This window comes from Alteromonas sp. W12 (assembly GCF_001924945.1).
GTDB lineage: Bacteria > Pseudomonadota > Gammaproteobacteria > Enterobacterales > Alteromonadaceae > Alteromonas > Alteromonas macleodii.
This window is the reverse complement of record NZ_LQXH01000009.1, coordinates 124,085-141,440: the sequence shown is the minus strand read 5'-3', so window position 1 is coordinate 141,440 and position 17,356 is coordinate 124,085. Positions and strand designations below refer to the sequence as shown.

General features: G+C 44.1%; 16 protein-coding genes. 6 read left to right on the top strand and 10 right to left on the bottom strand.

Annotated features, from left to right (window positions below):
* The first annotated feature begins 13 nt into the window (after positions 1-13).
* Positions 14-2,215 carry an exodeoxyribonuclease V subunit alpha gene (gene recD / locus AWH61_RS14220; RefSeq protein WP_075177424.1) on the top strand — a complete coding sequence of 734 codons (2,202 nt, stop codon included), beginning with the start codon at positions 14-16 and terminating at the stop codon, positions 2,213-2,215.
* A 55-nt stretch (positions 2,216-2,270) separates the two neighbouring features.
* On the opposite strand, the gene AWH61_RS14215 is transcribed toward recD, so the two are convergent.
* A complete protein-coding gene (locus AWH61_RS14215; RefSeq protein WP_075177423.1) occupies positions 2,271-2,678 on the bottom strand; it encodes a hypothetical protein in 408 nt (135 codons plus the stop codon).
* A 107-nt stretch (positions 2,679-2,785) separates the two neighbouring features.
* A complete protein-coding gene (locus tag AWH61_RS14210; RefSeq protein ID WP_075177422.1) occupies positions 2,786-4,213 on the bottom strand; it encodes an aminotransferase-like domain-containing protein in 1,428 nt (475 codons plus the stop codon).
* Between the two features lie 259 nt (positions 4,214-4,472).
* On the opposite strand from AWH61_RS14210, the gene AWH61_RS14205 reads away from it, so the two are divergent.
* The 4 genes from AWH61_RS14205 (at position 4,473) to AWH61_RS14190 (ending at position 6,310) form a co-directional block, all read left to right on the top strand.
* Entirely contained in the window at positions 4,473-5,093 is a 621-nt protein-coding gene (locus tag AWH61_RS14205; protein WP_039225391.1) for a LysE family translocator, read from the top strand.
* A gap of 85 nt (positions 5,094-5,178) precedes the next feature.
* A complete protein-coding gene (locus AWH61_RS14200) occupies positions 5,179-5,517 on the top strand; it encodes a nuclear transport factor 2 family protein (protein ID WP_039225393.1) in 339 nt (112 codons plus the stop codon).
* 39 nt (positions 5,518-5,556) lie between these two features.
* Positions 5,557-5,937, top strand: coding sequence for a VOC family protein (locus tag AWH61_RS14195; protein ID WP_014976792.1), 381 nt, complete (start codon positions 5,557-5,559; stop codon positions 5,935-5,937).
* A gap of 37 nt (positions 5,938-5,974) precedes the next feature.
* Complete coding sequence (locus tag AWH61_RS14190) at positions 5,975-6,310, top strand: hypothetical protein (RefSeq protein WP_014979563.1); 336 nt, start codon at positions 5,975-5,977, stop codon at positions 6,308-6,310.
* Positions 6,311-6,326: 16 nt separating this feature from the next.
* Here AWH61_RS14190 and AWH61_RS14185 read toward each other — a convergent pair whose 3' ends face one another.
* From AWH61_RS14185 to AWH61_RS14165, 5 genes are all read right to left on the bottom strand, one after another.
* On the bottom strand, positions 6,327-6,953 hold the full coding sequence (locus tag AWH61_RS14185) for a DNA-3-methyladenine glycosylase (RefSeq protein WP_249922653.1): 627 nt from the start codon (positions 6,951-6,953) through the stop codon (positions 6,327-6,329).
* Position 6,954: 1 nt separating this feature from the next.
* Positions 6,955-7,173 (bottom strand): hypervirulence associated TUDOR domain-containing protein, encoded by a 219-nt coding sequence (locus AWH61_RS14180; RefSeq protein ID WP_014949794.1) that lies wholly within the window; start codon positions 7,171-7,173, stop codon positions 6,955-6,957.
* A gap of 384 nt (positions 7,174-7,557) precedes the next feature.
* Positions 7,558-8,442, bottom strand: a complete 885-nt coding sequence (locus tag AWH61_RS14175; protein WP_014949793.1) for an EamA family transporter — start codon at positions 8,440-8,442, stop codon at positions 7,558-7,560.
* Positions 8,443-8,638: 196 nt separating this feature from the next.
* Positions 8,639-9,988, bottom strand: a complete 1,350-nt coding sequence (locus tag AWH61_RS14170; RefSeq protein ID WP_075177421.1) for an MBL fold metallo-hydrolase — start codon at positions 9,986-9,988, stop codon at positions 8,639-8,641.
* Between the two features lie 8 nt (positions 9,989-9,996).
* On the bottom strand, positions 9,997-10,893 hold the full coding sequence (locus AWH61_RS14165) for a class I SAM-dependent methyltransferase (RefSeq protein WP_075177420.1): 897 nt from the start codon (positions 10,891-10,893) through the stop codon (positions 9,997-9,999).
* Between the two features lie 185 nt (positions 10,894-11,078).
* On the opposite strand from AWH61_RS14165, the gene AWH61_RS14160 reads away from it, so the two are divergent.
* Complete coding sequence (locus AWH61_RS14160; RefSeq protein WP_075177419.1) at positions 11,079-11,528, top strand: GyrI-like domain-containing protein; 450 nt, start codon at positions 11,079-11,081, stop codon at positions 11,526-11,528.
* 73 nt (positions 11,529-11,601) lie between these two features.
* On the opposite strand, the gene AWH61_RS14155 is transcribed toward AWH61_RS14160, so the two are convergent.
* The 3 genes from AWH61_RS14155 to AWH61_RS14145 all read right to left on the bottom strand — a co-directional run bounded on the left by AWH61_RS14155 (position 11,602) and on the right by AWH61_RS14145 (position 17,283).
* Positions 11,602-14,442, bottom strand: coding sequence for a TonB-dependent receptor domain-containing protein (locus tag AWH61_RS14155; RefSeq protein WP_075177418.1), 2,841 nt, complete (start codon positions 14,440-14,442; stop codon positions 11,602-11,604).
* Between the two features lie 701 nt (positions 14,443-15,143).
* Positions 15,144-16,184, bottom strand: a complete 1,041-nt coding sequence (locus AWH61_RS14150; RefSeq protein ID WP_075177417.1) for a methionine synthase — start codon at positions 16,182-16,184, stop codon at positions 15,144-15,146.
* A 124-nt stretch (positions 16,185-16,308) separates the two neighbouring features.
* Positions 16,309-17,283 carry a DUF1852 domain-containing protein gene (locus AWH61_RS14145; protein WP_075177555.1) on the bottom strand — a complete coding sequence of 325 codons (975 nt, stop codon included), beginning with the start codon at positions 17,281-17,283 and terminating at the stop codon, positions 16,309-16,311.
* Positions 17,284-17,356: the final 73 nt, after the last annotated feature.

Below are 17,356 nucleotides of genomic sequence, written 5' to 3'. Positions count from 1 at the left end.
GCAAAGGAAAATAATGAAAAGCAATCAACACTCTGTACCGTCATTTTTTGATAACTTGTTTGGCATCGAGGCGATCGACAAATTTGTCGCAAAAGAATTTGGCTTTATTGATGAACTGGAGCAAGAAGAACAGTTTATTTGGGCTGGGATCTTAGCATACTTGTCTTATATGCAGCGCAATGGCCACAGCTGTATCTATCTAAAAGACATAGCGGGTACGACGCTTTTTAAAGAGGTAGTCGCAGAACAAGAGGCAGCCTTGGCGGTTGAAACGAATGAGCATAGCAGTAATGGGGCGGCGGCTGCTTCACTGACGCTGGTTGAACAAACCGAGCAGGAAAAAGCGCCCAAAGCAGGTGTTGACGTGCCACAACTAACACCGTTACTTAGAATTTTAAAAAGCGCACTGGTTAACGAGCAGGTGGCTCAACTATTTGTCTATAGCAACGGCAAGCTGTACAGCCGTCGCTACTATGAATTTGAACAAGAAGTAGCGCGCAATGTTGTAAAACGAGCTGCGCTTACGCCGTTAAGTGATGAGGCAAGCGAAAAAGTAAAGCAACTTTGGCCAGCAATCTTTCCTACCGAAACAACCGATCGGCAAGATTGGCAGCAAATAGCGGTGGCGAAAAGCCTAATGCAGCGCTTTTGCGTTATAAACGGTGGGCCAGGAACAGGTAAAACCTATACTGTATTGCGCTTATTACTGGCGCTACAGGCTTGCGATGAAAACTTAAAAATTGTGCTGGCAGCGCCTACAGGTAAAGCGCAACAGCGTATGACGGAGTCTATCATGAACAGCATAGACGGACTTCGCGGCAAGTTGGACGACGCAGTGCTTAACAACGTGCCTACCGATGCTGTGACGCTACATAGATTACTAGGATTGCGCGAGCACGGTGTATCGACCAAGTTCAATCAGCACAATCAATTGGCAGCAGATGTACTTATTGTCGATGAAGCAAGTATGGTCGACTTAGCGCTAATGACACGTATAGTACGAGCATTGCCAGACCATGCACGGCTCTATTTTATCGGTGATGCAGATCAGCTTCCTGCGGTTGAGCTTGGCAACGTGTTAGAGCAGCTAGTTAGTACCGGGCCAGCAAGTTTTGACGAAAACGCGAATGTGTCAAATGGCACAAACAGCACACATAGCTCACTTAGTTTTAACAGTCATGACGACGCGCTTTCTTTAGGTGGCGTGCCATCGTTGATGAGACAGCACATTGCTACGCTATGCCCGCATCTGCCCTTGTTACCGGTTGATGAGCAGGCAAAAAGCTATGTAGCAACTCTGCAAGCACCGCAGCGCTTCAAGGGGCAGGTGGCAAAAGTTGCAACGGCCATACAGCGAGGTGATGCAAGCGGCGCACTTACCGCGATTAGCGATAAGGCTGGCGACAATAACGAAAGTGCGGGTATTGGTTCAAATACGGCATCGCGACTACAATCCGGCGTTCACCTATGGCCAGAACTCCAGGTTAGCGGCCGTGATTTACAACAGTTGGCCAAAGAAAGCTTCTTGCCTATTTTTGACGCTGGCAGTGCCGAAGAAGCGCTTAATCGCCTGAATGTGGTTAGGTGGCTAACCCCAGTCCGCAAAGGCGGAATGGGCGTAGAAGGCCTGAATATTTTGGTGTTCGATGCTATCAAGCACAAAATCAGAAAGCGGGAAGGTCATTTCTATCAAGGTCAGCCCATTATGATTGTCAAGAATCATCATCCTCAGCGACTATCAAACGGTGAGGTTGGTGTAATCTGGCCTGACAGCAAAGGAAAGCTATATGCGTGGTTTTACCAGGATAGCCAAGCTTCAGGTCAAAACGGTTCAAGTCAGAAAGCTTTGGCAAATGCAGGAGACAGTGCTGACAATACGCTAGAGCAAAAACAAGCGTTGCGCAGCATATCGCTATCAAGAGTACCGCAGTTTGAAACTGTGTATGCCATGACCATACATAAATCTCAGGGCTCTGAATTTAATCATGTTGTGCTTATTTTACCTAAGCCTGATAGCGAAAAAGCCGCCAATTTATTTCATCGAGGCCTAGTATACACAGGGTTAACCCGTGCTAAAGACGGCTGCTTAATCATCTCTGACACCGCTACATTTAGCCACATGGTTCAGCGGGTGGATAAGCGTTATTCCGGGCTGTCTGAAGCGATTAGCCTGCACCTAGAGAGCACATCAAACGCCACCCCAGAGATTGAATAGAAATAAATGTACTCTGACCCCAAAAATTTTGGGGTCAGAGTACATTTCTGTGTGGTTATTTTACTGGCGTAAAAAGGCACAGGCCGCGTTTGTTAATATCAATAGGGGTTTTGCTGATTAGATAAATGCGGGTGGGGACAGTTACACGCAAAATTCCGCCTTCGGCATTTAAAAACTGTGAAGGCAAAAGTACAGACGTGTCTTCACTTTCTGAATTGTCGGTCTCGGCTTTCACTGCAAAGTGTGACAAACCGCAGTGATCCAGCCAACCTAATATATTATCTGGCGTTGCCACAAAATTATCGTGCTTTAATACGCTGCTATGTAGCGTAATATTCGCACCGAAGACGGGCTTATTCTCTATCGCCATTTGTGTGTTAGGCTTTAAATGCAGACGGTATAGTCCGTGTGCTTCAGGCACAATGTCATCATTCGCATCTGTATTATTCACTAACGTAAGCATACAAAGTTTCACAGGTTAGTTTGGATGGTCTTATTTTGGTGGACTTACGGCTAGCCTGCGTTGATGTGGATCAACTGCCCTTGGGTTTACGCACTTTGTATAAAAAATTAGGCTTCTTGTGCAACAAGCATCTCACCAAGACGCTGAATAGCTTCGGTGCGCGCAGCCTGCGTGCTATCAATGAAATTAAAACGCAGGCAATGTCGATACTTACCTGTTGCCGAAAATAGCTGCCCTGGCGCGACATAAATTCCTTTTTGCTTGGCTTCGTCAGCCAGCTTCACGGAGTCATAACGGCTGTTTAGCTCTACCCAAAGCACATAGCCCCCTTGAGGGTAGCTAATACAGGTGTCGGCGGGAAAGTAACGCTTAATGTCTGAACGTAGTGCGTCTCGTGCACTTAGGTAATGGTGACGCATAGCCCGAATATGTTTGTCATAACCGCCTTGCTCAATGAAACTGGCTATAGCTAATTGGGGTAGAGTAGGACACATAGAGCTACTGACATATTTAACGTGGAGCACTTTATTTCTATAGCTTCCCGGCGCTATCCAACCCACGCGAAAACCAGGCGCTAGCGTTTTTGAAAACGAGGAGCACAGTAAAACACGCCCATCTTTATCGAAAGATTTAATGGTTTTTGGACGAGGGTAAGCGTAGGCAATATCGCCGTAAATATCATCTTCAATAATGGCTACATCGTACTCTCTGGCCAATTCATATAACGCTTTCTTTTTCGCCTCAGGCATAACGAATCCTTGAGGGTTATTTACCGTTGGGGCGACTAAAATGGCCTTGATCGGCCATTGATCAAGCGCTAGCTTTAATGCCTCTAAACTCAGTCCTGTTGCAGAGTCGGTGGGGATCTCTAATGCTTTTAATTCGGCGCCTTTTATAGCTTGCATAGCACCGTAGAATCCGGGGGATTCTACCGCTATCACATCGCCGGCGCTCGCCACTGCGCGAAGGCAAACAGATAAGGCTTCCTGGCAGCCAGAAGTCACAATGAATTCGTCGCTTTGCAACACACAGCCAGATGCTGCGGCCAATCGGCTTAGCTGTTTTCGCAGAGTTTCATCACCTTTTACGTCACCGTATATCATGCCGTCCAAGGCTCGATGTTTGGTGAGTTCATGCAGGCGTTTTATAAGCGGTTTAAGGGTTTTGGCAGTCATGTTGGGCATGGCATGCTGAAACTGGCACAGGGTTTTAGCGTCATGATCTTTATTGAAGGTATTCAGCAAAGTGTCTAGTACATCTTCCCATTGAGACACATCCATAGGACGTTGCGGAGGCTTCGTCATGCTAGGGGTGTTATCTATTAATATACTACGGGCGACAAAATAACCTGATTTAGGTTTTGCCTCTACCAGTTGCTGCGCTTCTAACACTCGATATGCTTCCTGCACGGTAGCTATACTTACTTTATGCTCCGTTGACAGCTGCCTAACCGAAGGTAACTTGTTCCCCACCTCAAAAACACCACGCTCGATTTGGGCTTTAAGTTCATTGGCTAATGTTTCGTAAAGCGTCATCGCAATATTTATTCTTATGAAGTTATCTGCATACAGATAACTATATCTTAATTGACAGGAGCTTTTAACCATACAGATTGGTGAAATAACTACCATACAGACGTTACCATGACTAAACTGTATGGCTGTTTTTAAGCGTATTTGGGTATGATGCATACAAAAATATGATTGTATTGTGTTGGTGAAAAACAAGCGTTTGGTTAACCGACCCCTTTCTTTTAAAGAAACGCATTGCTCACCTCAACACATAAGGACTGTCATGGAAACATCTTTACTCATCGCGCTTGCGACATTCGCGTTCATCAGTACGGTAACGCCTGGCCCGAATAATATGATGCTATTGGCTTCTGGGGCACAATACGGTTATAAACGTTCGCTGCCGCACATGCTGGGTATTGTAATTGGTGTTGCAGGTCTAATGATAAGCACACTGCTAGGCATTGGTGCGCTGTTCAACATATTTCCCGTACTGTACAGCGTGCTAAAAGTACTTGGCGTGGCATACCTGTTATGGTTAGCATTTAAAATTGCCACTGGCCCCGTAGATGAGCCAGTAGGCCTAGTAGAAAACAAAATTAAGTCGACCAAACGCCAAGGGCCGCTCAAGTGGTGGGAAGGGGCATTATTTCAGTTAATTAACCCTAAAGCATGGATGATGGCGTTAGCCAGCGTAGGCACGTTTTCACTGCCTGGCGAGCACTACACCCAATCTGGTATTGCGATTGTTACCGCTTTTGCCGTGATTGGTTTTCCAAGCATCTCGCTTTGGGCAGCGGTAGGCGCAAAAATACGCGTGTGGTTGAGTTCGCCAACTCGAAGACGGCAGTTTAACCTTACAATGGGCGCGGCCACAGCAGCCACGTTATTTTTGATAGTGTAACGGTTATATTAACTGGACGCTGGCCTTTTGGGTGTAAACCGATTGGCTGGTGTCTTTTAAAAAACTGATAAAGGGAACACGTAAAATGGAGTGGGTCGAAGTCTTTATTCAATACTTAAGAGCCTATGAACAAAAGGACCTAGACAGTGTTTCCGATATGTTTGCGGATGACATTGCATTAAGGGACTGGAAAATTTCTGTAAAAGGTAAACGGTTAGCCGTTGATGAAACACGTAAGAACTTTGAGAATGCTGACTCGATAGAAATAGATGTGCTGTCTACTATGGTAAATGAGAAGATGGTGTCTGGTGAGCTCAAAATTGTGGTGGATAAGTCTGAAACACTGTTCGTTGTTGATGTCTTGAAATTTAATGAAAACGGTAAAATCATAGCTATTCACGCTTATCTAGGACGCGACGATTAAATCTAGCGCAAACAATACAAATACAAGGAGCAGGTCTTCATGGAATTGAACCAAGTTACGTTACCCGTTACCAATATGGTCGAAGCGGTGGAGTTTTACCTTACACTTGGGTTCACTCAAATTGTAGATACACCGCATTATGCCAGATTCACGTGTCCTGAAGGCTCGTCCACATTTTCGCTCTCTTTAGAAAGCGAAAGTGCTCAAAATCACAGTGTGATCTATTTTGAGCACGAGGCGCTAGAAGAGTTGTATACCTCTCTTGTGGAAAAAGGTATTCGTTTTGAGCAGCCGCCAACGCAGCAGCGCTACCTTTGGAAAGAGGCCATTTTAAGAGATCCATCTGGCAACAAAATAAAGCTGTACTGGGCAGGAGAGAATAGAGTGAACCCGCCTTGGAAAGTTGAAATAAAGCAGTAGCCATTTAGATAAACTTCAAGAAAAACCGAGATAACTAGTGACAGACTCCCAAACTAGCGTGCACTTTCGCTTAACAAAATTAGATGCCATGCAGGCGTATACGCTAAAACGAGAAATTGAAGGCGCTTACTTTAGTAAGCGTGAAGAATTCGTAGATGAAAAAGGCTCAGGTGCGTTCATTGGCATGGTGCCTTTAAAAGAAAGCCTGTTTGACGAACTCAACGATTACGTTATTCGCCAGCAAATTCAATATGATGACTGCGATATTTATGTTGAATCAAAAATTGCTAACGGTGATATTGCCGTGCCAAGGGTGGTAAACAAATTGCTCAAATACATCGACTGCAAGCTGACTTTCGCTTTTGCGAAGTAGTTTCAATTGAGGTGCGCTACTTAAGCGTGAACCGCCAAGGCAAGGTTGTGTCATCCCGTGCACCTAGCTTACCGGTTTGATCGTCTTTTGCGTAGTCTATGCCGATGCGAGGCGAACTAGTGATATGTTTACTAGCAATAGCATGGTTACTTTCCTCAATCCAAATCAAAGTGTTATTCACTACAGGCTCACCATTAAGCGCAGGAGTTATTGCAAGAGCTTGTGTCAGCTTAGCTGGACCGTCACATAGATTACGCAATGATGTGTTCACGCCGCGACGTTCACGCATTTTGTCTACACCTTCTGTAGGCTTAATTTTTCGGATCAGAACTGAATCAGTGTGGTCAGCGTCATTGGTAACAATATTTAACATACTGTGAGAACCATAAATGGTGTAGATGTAAGCAACGCCGCCTTGCTTTTTAAGTGTTGATATCGAAGAAGGGCGCCGCAACAGGTGTTTTTCCATGGCAAGATCCTGATGACCACGGTAGGCTTCCGTTTCTGTTATCGTTCCCCCGGTTAGTACGCCGTCGACATTACTAAACAGGACGTTACCAATGAGCGTCTTTGCTATATTGACGACATCGCTATCAGTGAAAAAAGAACGCTGTATTTTTCGTTTAGGTTTATTAATCAACAAATTAAGACGACTTCGTAATTTCGCTGTGAGATTTTAGCACTTTGCTACCGTCGTCCTGTTCAATGAGATATGCTGGGTCGCTGTCGCTAGCCTCTCGTTTTACCGACGAACCCTTAATCGTGCGCTCTACATCATTGGTAAATTTTTCTCTGATATTTCCCGTTGCACTACCGTTTCCCCATTCCCATTCTACTTCTGTATTTACCGCATAATGTTTCATAATTTTTCCCTAAGCCACTAAATCAACTATTAACTTAGTTGTTTAACGAAAAGAATAAGACCTGAGTTCAAAAAGGGGAAAAATAAGGATGGTAAAAAAGTAAAGAAAGTTTGAAACCCTAGGGCCTGTTGACCTTTGTTGTACATTTTTGCAGCGGTCTGTGTGCCATCTAGACAAGGCGGATGTTTGACGGTTTAGTGGTTCTAAATCGAAAACATTCAACGCAGTATAGATGGCACAAAGGCGCTGCCCGAAGGGGTCGTTATGGAAGCCTTTTACTCTTTGTCACAGTCCTTTAACTTAGCTCGCTAGGCTTGCAGGACTGTTTCGCGATTAAAAGGCTTCCATTTAGACCAAAATTCGTACACCAAAGGTCAACAGGCCCTAGGAAAGGGTTTCAATTTGTTTTTGTTTGGGTAATTGTTTTTGTGTGGCTGAACTCCCAGCGGTAGCAATAACGACTAAAGCCACTGCAAACCATTGTGAAAGCGTGAGGGTTTCATCAATAATGATGAACGCCGCTATGGCTGCAACGGCGGGCTCAACACTCATCATAATGCTGAAGGTTTGCTTAGGCATATTGCGCATTGCACTCATTTCTAACGTATACGGGATAGCCGACGAGAATACGCCTACAGCGAACCCGATGAAAATAGCCTGTGGCGAGAGTAAGGCGATACCTTGACTTGCAACGCCAATAGGCACTACACAGATAGCGGCCACTAGCATGCCTAATGTTACCGTAACACCGCCAGAACCTTCGTTGCCTGTTTTGTTTCCAAATACGATGTAACCGGCCCAAAACGCTCCGGCTGTAAGGGCAAGAATAACGCCGACGGGATCTAAGCTCTCGGCCGACGCGCCGCCAATATCGGGAAGCAGCAAACAAACGCCTGCAACGGCTAAAATAGCCCAAGCAAAGTCTCTCTTTTTTCTGGCACTAAAAAATGCCACAGCCAATGGTCCGGTGAACTCAAGTGCAACACCTATGCCAAGGGGAATACGCTCAATCGCAAGATAGAAGATGATATTCATTGCGCCTAAGCAAGCGCCGTAGAAAATAACGTTACGCCATCCTTTTGCGCTTAAGCGCGCTCTCCAAGGTCTAAAAATTACTGTTAACACCAACGCGGCGAAAAACGCACGAAGAGCACTGGTGCCTTCAGGGCCAACTATAGGAAAGAGTTGTTTCGCAAACGATGCACCAGACTGTATGGTTACCATCGCCAAAAGCACTGCGACTATGGCAAGTAAAAAACGTTGATTCACAATATATTGCAACCTGGATGAGACAAAACCGGATTATATTTGTTCTAAAACTGAAATGCTCGTTGATAAGGGAAAGTATTGAAAATTAAAGTCTAATAACCAAAACGCTATGGCAGCGGTCGCGAACACCGTCTATGCTACCCGCTGCAAACGCGTGCGATTTATGATGGCCAAATGAGCAAAATGACTCAGCGCACTACAGTTTAAAATACGACATCAAGCTTCGTAGAGTAGGATCGAATTGATCAGGAACGCGTTCAATTGTCATGTGGTACTCAGCTACGTTCCAAAATGTACCGCCTAGAAGAAGCGCTATAAGCACCTGGGTAGTCATTGTAAACTTGATATAAGGTTTATCTTCAGTAGGCTCAAACAATGTATTTATTTGAACGCGTTCATTTTTCATGTCTATCTTGGCGTAGATTGGGCATTGCAAGCCAGCTTGCAGTTGCCCTACCGGCTTAATGTGTAAAACCACATCAGTATTTGGGAATGTAGATAACCTTTCTTGCGCGCTCCATACGTTTGCTCTGGCCTTAAAAATTAAGCTATTGATTGGCATCATAAGCCCGTCAGGCCAAGTTATTTTGTGAAGCTCGCAAGGAAAATCAGCGAGAGACTCAGCGTAGTTTATTCTGTCTTGCTGAGTAAAATTCCTATCTAGCGCGAGAGGCGAGTGCTCTGTCGAACGGGAAGCTAAGTCCAGAGCGTCACCGGTCGATAACATGACCAGCTTATTCTCGTTAAGATTGTGATTACGCCAGGCCGATTCTATTTCCTCAGGGCATGCTTGATGTTGATACTGCGCGTATTGATAACCTGTTCCTGCTATCACAAAAGATCCAGCTGCTGGAATATTGAAATCTGCATCAATAATTTCCGCAAGTTGGCAAAACTTCTGTAATCGAGAGGCTTTTAACTGTGCTACGCGAGTGTGTTTCTCATCATCGCTATAATGAGAAAAAACAAAGGGGTAAATACTTGCGCCACTGTAAGCAAGAATTGCAGCATCAAGCTTACCGAAGGTCGCCTTAATTTGCTCTGCGTGCCTAATTTGCATCGGGTTGTCTACAGCAAAAAATACCTTGTACCCGTTTCCATCTTCAAGATATATCGACGAATCAACAGGTATGTTTGTTTCATTCACGATATCGTCAGAAGACCCTGAAAACTCTTTTATAATGGTTATACTGTGCTCGCCAAGTTCCCAAGGTTTGTCAAAGGTACATTCCGTAATATTCGTAAACCCTAATTGCTGTAAAGCTAAGCGAAGGGCAGGGGTCGGAAACTTACCGATCAATATTGGGATGTCTTTATCAAAATGAGATAGCGTAAAAGGATTAAAGTGGTCACCGTGAATGTGACTAATATATAAATAGTCGGGCTTTAAATTTAGATAGCGTGTGCGCTGCTTTTCATGCATAGGAGGGTAATTGAAAAGAAGGCCATGGTAAATGCCGTCTTCATACCAAGGATCGGTTAAAACCGTTGTTCCGTCACTGAAAGTAAACAAAAAACTCGCATTCGTTATATATTCAATTTTCATTAACAATCCTAAGGCTTTTGCGCGATAACAATGGCTTCTCTTCCTAAGTTTAGGTTAGAAAAAGCGCGATAAATATCTTGTCGTAAGTGGCTTAACCCCGCATTTTCCATGAACCATTCAAAGTTGACACGTTTCAGGTGACATTCTCGGCCCACGCTTGGCGTTTCAATGTAGTTGTCGCCCATCGCTAGAAACAGGTCTAGCGGGAAGCTGGAAAAACGGCTTAAAGGATTAAATCCACATTTTGAAACGAGTGCTTCTAGCGAGTCAAAATCAAAGTAATTAAGGTGGTGTGGGACAGCAACCCACCAAGGTTTGTAGTCTTGTGTTTTTCTTAAGCCTTCTTGCAGAGGGTTGAAGTCATTAGGGACACCCACAACTAAAACACCACCACTGGCAAGTTTGTCGAAAGCCACATTGATAAGAGAGAATGGGTCGGGAACATGTTCTAGAATATTGCGCATGTGAACCACTTTGATGTTTTCTGGAAGGCTGGTTAGGTCAGCATCGAAGCTGCTATTAATGATATCTAAGCCTTTATCACGGCAATGGTTTGCCGCTATTGTACTTATTTCGACACCAACTGTATTCCACCCTTCCTCTTTGGCTGCTTCCAAAAAAAGGCCTGCACCGCAGCCAATATCAACCAGAGTATTATCATCATTAGGCGAGATAAATTGAGCTATTTCGTTAAGCACGTCGCGATAGCTCATGAGCCACCAATCGCGGTCTCGCTCATAGTAGTTTAGCCTATCTCGTTCGCCGTCATTATAATGGCTGTCACGATAAAGAGTCTCATTTTCGAGCTTGTCTGGAAGTGGCGTAACATGTTTGAATCCGCACGTTTCGCAGTCAATAACATCGTAACCATCACCTGAAATAACGACGTTTCCTGAATGTGCCATGGTGTGTCCTAATTTTGTTTTTTATTTTGAGAGGCGTTTATCATTTTATCAAAAACTGAATCAAGAAACGTACCATTAAGAGTGAAACTTAAGGTAAGGTGTTAAAGTCATTCTGCTGGAACATGGTTTGTCTGAATCCGTTTGCTTAGACTAACTTTCTGTATGCTTAACAATTAGGACGTTGTATGAACGTAAGGAACCTCTCTTCACCGATAGATATTAAAGGCTTTTCGGTGATTACCAATAATCACACTGAATTCTCACCACTGGGAAAGATACCCACACTTTGGCAAAGGTTTGATAATTCGATAGCTGTTGACTATAAAGGCGGCGAGCGAGTGTATGGCGTGTATTTCAACTACGAATCCGATCATTCCGGTGACTTTTCCGTGTTGGCTGGGTTTGACGGTGACTCAGTGCCCGAACATTTAAAGGTTGAGCACATCACTATTCCCGCAGGAAAGTATCTCGTTTTTTCGCGACAAGGTGAAATGCCGCAAATTGCCATTGATGCATGGAGCGATATTTGGCGCTATTTCACAGAAGGAGGTGCCGAGTATGAAAGGACGTTTTCAATAGACTTCGAGCACTATGTGAGTGGCAACCATATAGACGTTTATATAGCAATAAAATGACGTCATGTTAACTTTATAATAAAAAAACGGCGCTAATAAGCGCCGTTTTTATCATTGCTCAATATTACGTAAATTACATTTTGTACGCTACGGTAACGTAACCGAAGCGGCCAATGTTGTCGTACGCGCCGTCTATTGAACCCGTGCCTGTCGTGCCTGTCGGTAGCGCACGGTTAAACAGGTTATCAATACCCACGGTTAGGCTAACACCGTTAGCAAAGTTGTAACCCGCGGTCACGTCAGTCACAGCGTATGAAGGCAGTTCCATACGGTTGCTCGGATTTGGGTTACGCGCTAACTCTTGGTTGTCGTAAAGGCTTGAACGTTCTAGGTAGCGAGTTTTCCAGCTTGCTTCCCAATCACCACGGCTATAGTTGATGGTTAATACACCCTGCCAATCAGATTCTCCTGCCGTACCTGCGTACTGATAGAATACTTCAGGGTTATCTTGGAATGGGAATTCTTTGCGGTCTTTAAGGTAAGTCGCAATCAAGCTAGTACGGAATGCGCCTTCTAGCGCGTCGAAATCATATCCTAGTTCGAAGTCGATACCCTTGGCTTCTTGACCCGCGATGTTCAATGCATAGCTACGAATCTGAGTGATTTCACCGGTAGTTCCATCACGGTCGATAAGGCCACAGTATACGTTGTTAATACCCGACTCAGAGTCAACACAGCGGTCCAAAATCGTTTGGCCGTCAATAGACGAAATCGCGTCTGTCAGCTCGATTTCCCAGTAGTCAACAGTAGCGGTAAAGCCTTTAAACCAGCTAGGAGTATAGACAACACCTAGTGTTTTAGATATTGAGCTCTCCGCTTGCAAGTCGATGTTTCCACCGTTTACGCCTTCTAGCGTTGCTGAGTCGTAATCAGAGTTAAAATCTGCAGGGATACCTAACGCTGCACAGTTTGCAATGCGTTGGTCGGCGTTGGCTAAGTCAGCAAGGTTGTCTGTACGACATGGATCGTCTACGCGGAAGAAGGTTTGGCTTGCTTCACCATAAAGTTCACCGATGTTCGGCGCGCGTAGTGCAGATGATTTTGTCGCACGTAGACGTAAATCTTCATACACTTTCCAATCTAGACCAAGCTTCCAGCTTTTCGCGTTGCCAATCGAAGAGTAGTTGGCAATCCGCGCCGCAGTATCAAATGTCAGCATTTCTACGCCAGGGAGATCGGCAAGTAGTGGAATAGTAACTTCAGTAAATACTTCTGATACATCGTAATCGCCTTTATCTTCACCTAGAGTGTTGAAAAAGGTACCCGCTGCATTATCAGGTTCTTCAATTTCGCTTTTTTCTTTGCGATATTCAACACCGGCTGCAAAGCCAACGTATCCTGCAGGTAATTCATAAATACCAGAGTTTGCGATGGTTGCGCCAGCGTTGTATTGTTCAATTTTGCTTGTGCCAACTGATGTAGTATTAACGTAGTCAATTGCTTCTTGTGAAGGCTGACCAAAGCCCATAATGTTCAGCGGTACACAGCCGTCATCACTACCTGACGCACAAACAATGTTTCCATCGCCGTCAGTTATTGCGTTAAGTGCATTCTCGAAGTTTTGCAAAACAAGGTTGTTGCGGTTCTCACGCTCTAATTCAGTTTTGCCGTAGTTTACAAATGCCTCGTAGCTCCACTCGTCACCAATGTAGCCTTCGATACCTAGCACGTAGCGATAAGTTTCACGCTCGTCTGCTTCGGTGCGGCGCCCTAGGTCAGTCATCATGCGGTTAAGCTGAATGCTGTCTAGTTCGTTTTCATCCATGTATGCGGCAACGCTATCATCTAGAAAGGCATTGTTACGATAAATGGTTGTCTCTGAGCCGCCATAGAAGAAAGCGGGCTGGCCCATTGTAATTGCACGAGTACGCGCGTACTTAGCCTGTGCATACACTGTGGTGTCGTCGTTTATCTCGTAGTTACCTTTTACATTTAGGTTAGTACGATCAAACTCAGGCTGAAGCTGCGTAAACTGGCGCAGGTTAAACGAATCACAGTTTGCGCAGAACGCACCGTCTACTTGGTCACCGGTGTAGATTTCGCGAATGGAACCGTCAGCGTTGAAAGTCTGAGAGTTGCCGCCAAAAACGCCAGAGTTGTTTAGTGTGTAGTAGCCCGCATTAGCAGTGTAAAAGTTGTCAGGAAATGCCGTTGAATTTAACTGGTCTTCACTGCGCTCGTATCCCATGATGCTTTCAAAGCTCATATTACGATACGACGTTGCAGTCCAAGGGTTGTCAAGGGCCTCTAAAGCTTCTTGTGAGCTGTATTCGGCTGCAAAAGCAATGTTGCCGCGATCATTGTCGAAGTTAAAGCCGTATGATGCTTGGTATTTATCGTTCTTATAACCGTTTTCCTGTGCAAAGCCTTGCGTCGCACTCACGTCGAAACCTTCAATGTTCTTTTTAAGAATGAAGTTAACAACACCAGTTACTGCATCTGCACCATAAACCGCAGAAGCACCGCCAGTAACGATTTCTACGCGCTCAATCCACGAAGTAGGGATGGTGTTGGTATCAACCGCTGCAGAACCTGCTGAAGAAGATACGTGACGTTTACCGTCTACCAATACTAATGTGCGGTCAGTACCCATACCACGTAGGTCAAGAATATTAAGACCAGCAGTTCCAATAAATTGACCTGAATTACCCAATGAGAATGTGTTTGCAAGTGAAGGAAGCTCATTAAGCACCTCACCAATGTTCATCGCACCTGAATTAAGAAGTGACTCACCAGAAATGGCTGTTACTGGTGATGGAGCGATAGCGCCCTGACGAGAGATACGAGAACCGGTGACCTGAATTTTTTCAACGTCAGCGCTTTCATTTGTTGAGTCCTGTGCAAGAACGTTGCCTGAGGTCAACGCGACACTTCCTGCTAATGCTAACTGAACTGCAGTTGCAATATTTTTCATGGATTGTTCCTAGTGAATTAGATTTACGTGCTTGTTGTTGGTTAACGCCCCGTAAATAGGCAAGGGCTAGCCAAATTGCATGCGTAGTTTTTACTTATGTTGCAATGGCGCGCATTCTAATTATCTAGTATTAAATAAATCAATTTTTTGCGGTGAATTAAATTCTAGCTATGAAAGAGTTAACTTAATTTTAAAGAATTTATAAATAGTAGGTTTAATTAATATTTTTAAGTGTTGTATTAATAATGTTCAATAATTGTTTTTATATTGACCATGTGGTCGAAAAATGTCTTTTTAGAGCGCTTATTAAGCGGTTTTAGTATTGTTTTTCATATGCTTGGTTAATTTTGAGTTAGAAGATTTCTGCTCGTATATTGCACTAACTGAGTAAATTTAAACCGTGTATATTAAAGTTTCTTTTTTTAACGTGAATAATGGTTGTTTTGTCGCTGTTTTAAATAAGGTAATTGCTAATGTTTCTTATAAGTTAAATATTCGTTACTGTTTATTGTGTTTTGTTTTTAATTATCTTTATTCTGTAAAAGCTATAAATGATGTAAGAGAGTTAACCTTAAAAGGGCCGACCGGATGAGAATAACGCTGATACTCTTTTTAACCGCTAGAAATAAAAAAAGCCCACGTTGATGTGGGCTCTAGAGCGCTTTCAAAATACTCTCTTTTAATAAAAGTTTTGGGGCGTATTAAGCACTGAGCTTCTGGGCTAATTCCTGCCTTACTATTTCGGCGCCAGCGCTGAGCGCCTCCAGCTTGCCTCGAGCAACCTGTCGAGAAAGGGGGGCCATACCACAGTTTGTACAAGGGTAGAGTTTGTCGGCATCCACGTACTTTAATGCTTCACGTAATGTAGCTGCTACTTCTTCTGGTGTCTCTATTGTGTCAGTTGCAACATCAATAGCGCCCACCATCACTTTTTTGCCTTTAAGAAGCGAGATCAGTTCAATGGGTACATGAGAGTTATGGCACTCCAGAGAAACCATATCAATATTAGATTTTGCTAGCTTAGGAAAGCTCTCCTCATATTGTCGCCACTCAGAGCCCAATGTCTTCTTCCAGTCGGTATTAGCTTTGATGCCATATCCGTAGCAAATGTGCACTGCAGTTTCGCATTTAAGCCCTTCAATGGCTCTTTCTAATGCGGCAATACCCCATTCATTGACCTCATCGAAAAATACGTTAAACGAAGGTTCATCAAACTGGATAATGTCAACACCAGCAGCCTCAAGCTCCTTTGCCTCTTGGTTTAGTATTTTGGCAAACTCCCACGCAAGCTTTTCGCGACTTTTATAATGGTCGTCGTACAGCGTATCAACCATCGTCATAGGGCCAGGTAACGCCCATTTTATGGGCTGATCGGTTTGGCTCCTTAAGAACTTTGCGTCTTCAACGAACACTGATTTTGGCCGTGTAACAGCTTGGGTAACGACAGGTACGCTAGCGTCGTAGCGATTGCGAATACGTACGGTTTTACGGTTTTCAAAATCAACACCGTCTAGGTGCTCAATAAAAGTAGTTACAAAATGCTGACGGGTTTGCTCACCGTCACACACAATATCTATGCCTGATAGGGCTTGTTCCTGAAGCGTAACGCGAAGCGCGTCTTTTTTGCCTTCCTCTAATGCTTCACCTTCTAGCTTCCACGGCGACCACAGGGTTTCAGGCTGTGCAAGCCACGATGGTTTTGGAAGACTGCCTGCAATAGAAGTGGGGAGTAGTTTTTTCATGTAATTCGCTTTCTTCTAATCAATAATTTGTATGGATGCGCGAAGGGCATAACGTGCTGCCCTTATCATAGTTTTGTGTCGCAACGTATGCGGTTTGAATATCGCAAGTATCTAAATCAACGGATCAGGCGTAGCTTGCTGTGAATTGCGCTAACTTGTGTTGATAAGGCTTTATAAAGTTCTCTTCTACGAACTTGCCTTGTTCAACGGCTAGATGAGTCCGCTCTTCACGGTCATAAACAATGCGAGTCACTGAGTGATCGCTATTTTTCAAGTTTGGTTTGAAGCTTAAACCTGCCTGGGCGTTAGCGTTATAAATCTCAGGGCGATAAATTTTCTGGAAGGTCTCCATCGTAGCAATTGTGCTGATAAGTTCTAAATTGGTGTAGTCGTTTAACAAATCACCAAAGAAATAAAATGCAAAAGGAGCAGCACTGTTTGGTGGCATGAAATAGCGCACGTTTAAGCCCATCTTCTTGAAATACTGTTCAGTTAATGATGATTCATTAGGCTGATATTCAACACCTAAAACGGGGTGCTGATTTTCTGTTCGACGGTAGGTTTTATTGTCGGAAACGCTTAAACAAATGACCGGCAGTTTTGAAAAATGTGCTTTATAGGCTTCTGAATTAACGAAATACTTAAACAACTTTCCGTGCAGATCACCAAAATCGGTAGGGACACTGAACGAAGACTGGCCACGATTGTGATTAGATAGACGAACGCTAAAGTCATAATCGCGAACATAAGACGAGAAGTTGTTTCCCACAATACCTTGGGTACGCTTGCCCGTTTTTTTGTCAATGATATTAGTTTGTAAGATTTCGATAGTTGGGAACGTGTTGCCGTTACCCTCAACGTCGATATCTACCGACACAATTTCAAGTTCGACAGCATAGCGATCGCCACTTTCATTATCCCAGCTAGCCAGTGCATTAAAGCGGTTGTTTATCATGCTTAGTGCATCGCGCAAATTTTCTTTGCGGCGTTGACCACGAGCTAAATTGGCGAAGTTGGTGGTGATGCGTGTGTTGTCTGAAGGGCGATAATCTTCATTAAACTGAACGCTGTTAATAGTAAAAGAGAAATCTGTGTTCACGTTGTTGTTCATGAGAATGCGCTTCTATTCCTAAAGTTAAACCGAGTAGTGAGAATGCTGTAAAAGCTATGAA

Bases quoted from the DNA above. Each gene is read 5' to 3' on its own strand.
- AWH61_RS14160 (WP_075177419.1), top strand. From the start codon at position 11,079: ATGAACGTAAGGAACCTCTCTTCACCGATAGATATTAAAGGCTTTTCG.
- AWH61_RS14215 (WP_075177423.1), bottom strand. From the start codon at position 2,678: ATGCTTACGTTAGTGAATAATACAGATGCGAATGATGACATTGTGCCT.
- AWH61_RS14205 (WP_039225391.1), top strand. From the start codon at position 4,473: ATGGAAACATCTTTACTCATCGCGCTTGCGACATTCGCGTTCATCAGT.
- AWH61_RS14150 (WP_075177417.1), bottom strand. From the start codon at position 16,184: ATGAAAAAACTACTCCCCACTTCTATTGCAGGCAGTCTTCCAAAACCA.
- AWH61_RS14170 (WP_075177421.1), bottom strand. From the start codon at position 9,988: ATGAAAATTGAATATATAACGAATGCGAGTTTTTTGTTTACTTTCAGT.
- AWH61_RS14210 (WP_075177422.1), bottom strand. From the start codon at position 4,213: ATGACGCTTTACGAAACATTAGCCAATGAACTTAAAGCCCAAATCGAG.
- AWH61_RS14155 (WP_075177418.1), bottom strand. From the start codon at position 14,442: ATGAAAAATATTGCAACTGCAGTTCAGTTAGCATTAGCAGGAAGTGTC.
- AWH61_RS14165 (WP_075177420.1), bottom strand. From the start codon at position 10,893: ATGGCACATTCAGGAAACGTCGTTATTTCAGGTGATGGTTACGATGTT.
- recD (WP_075177424.1), top strand. From the start codon at position 14: ATGAAAAGCAATCAACACTCTGTACCGTCATTTTTTGATAACTTGTTT.
- AWH61_RS14180 (WP_014949794.1), bottom strand. From the start codon at position 7,173: ATGAAACATTATGCGGTAAATACAGAAGTAGAATGGGAATGGGGAAAC.
- AWH61_RS14200 (WP_039225393.1), top strand. From the start codon at position 5,179: ATGGAGTGGGTCGAAGTCTTTATTCAATACTTAAGAGCCTATGAACAA.
- AWH61_RS14195 (WP_014976792.1), top strand. From the start codon at position 5,557: ATGGAATTGAACCAAGTTACGTTACCCGTTACCAATATGGTCGAAGCG.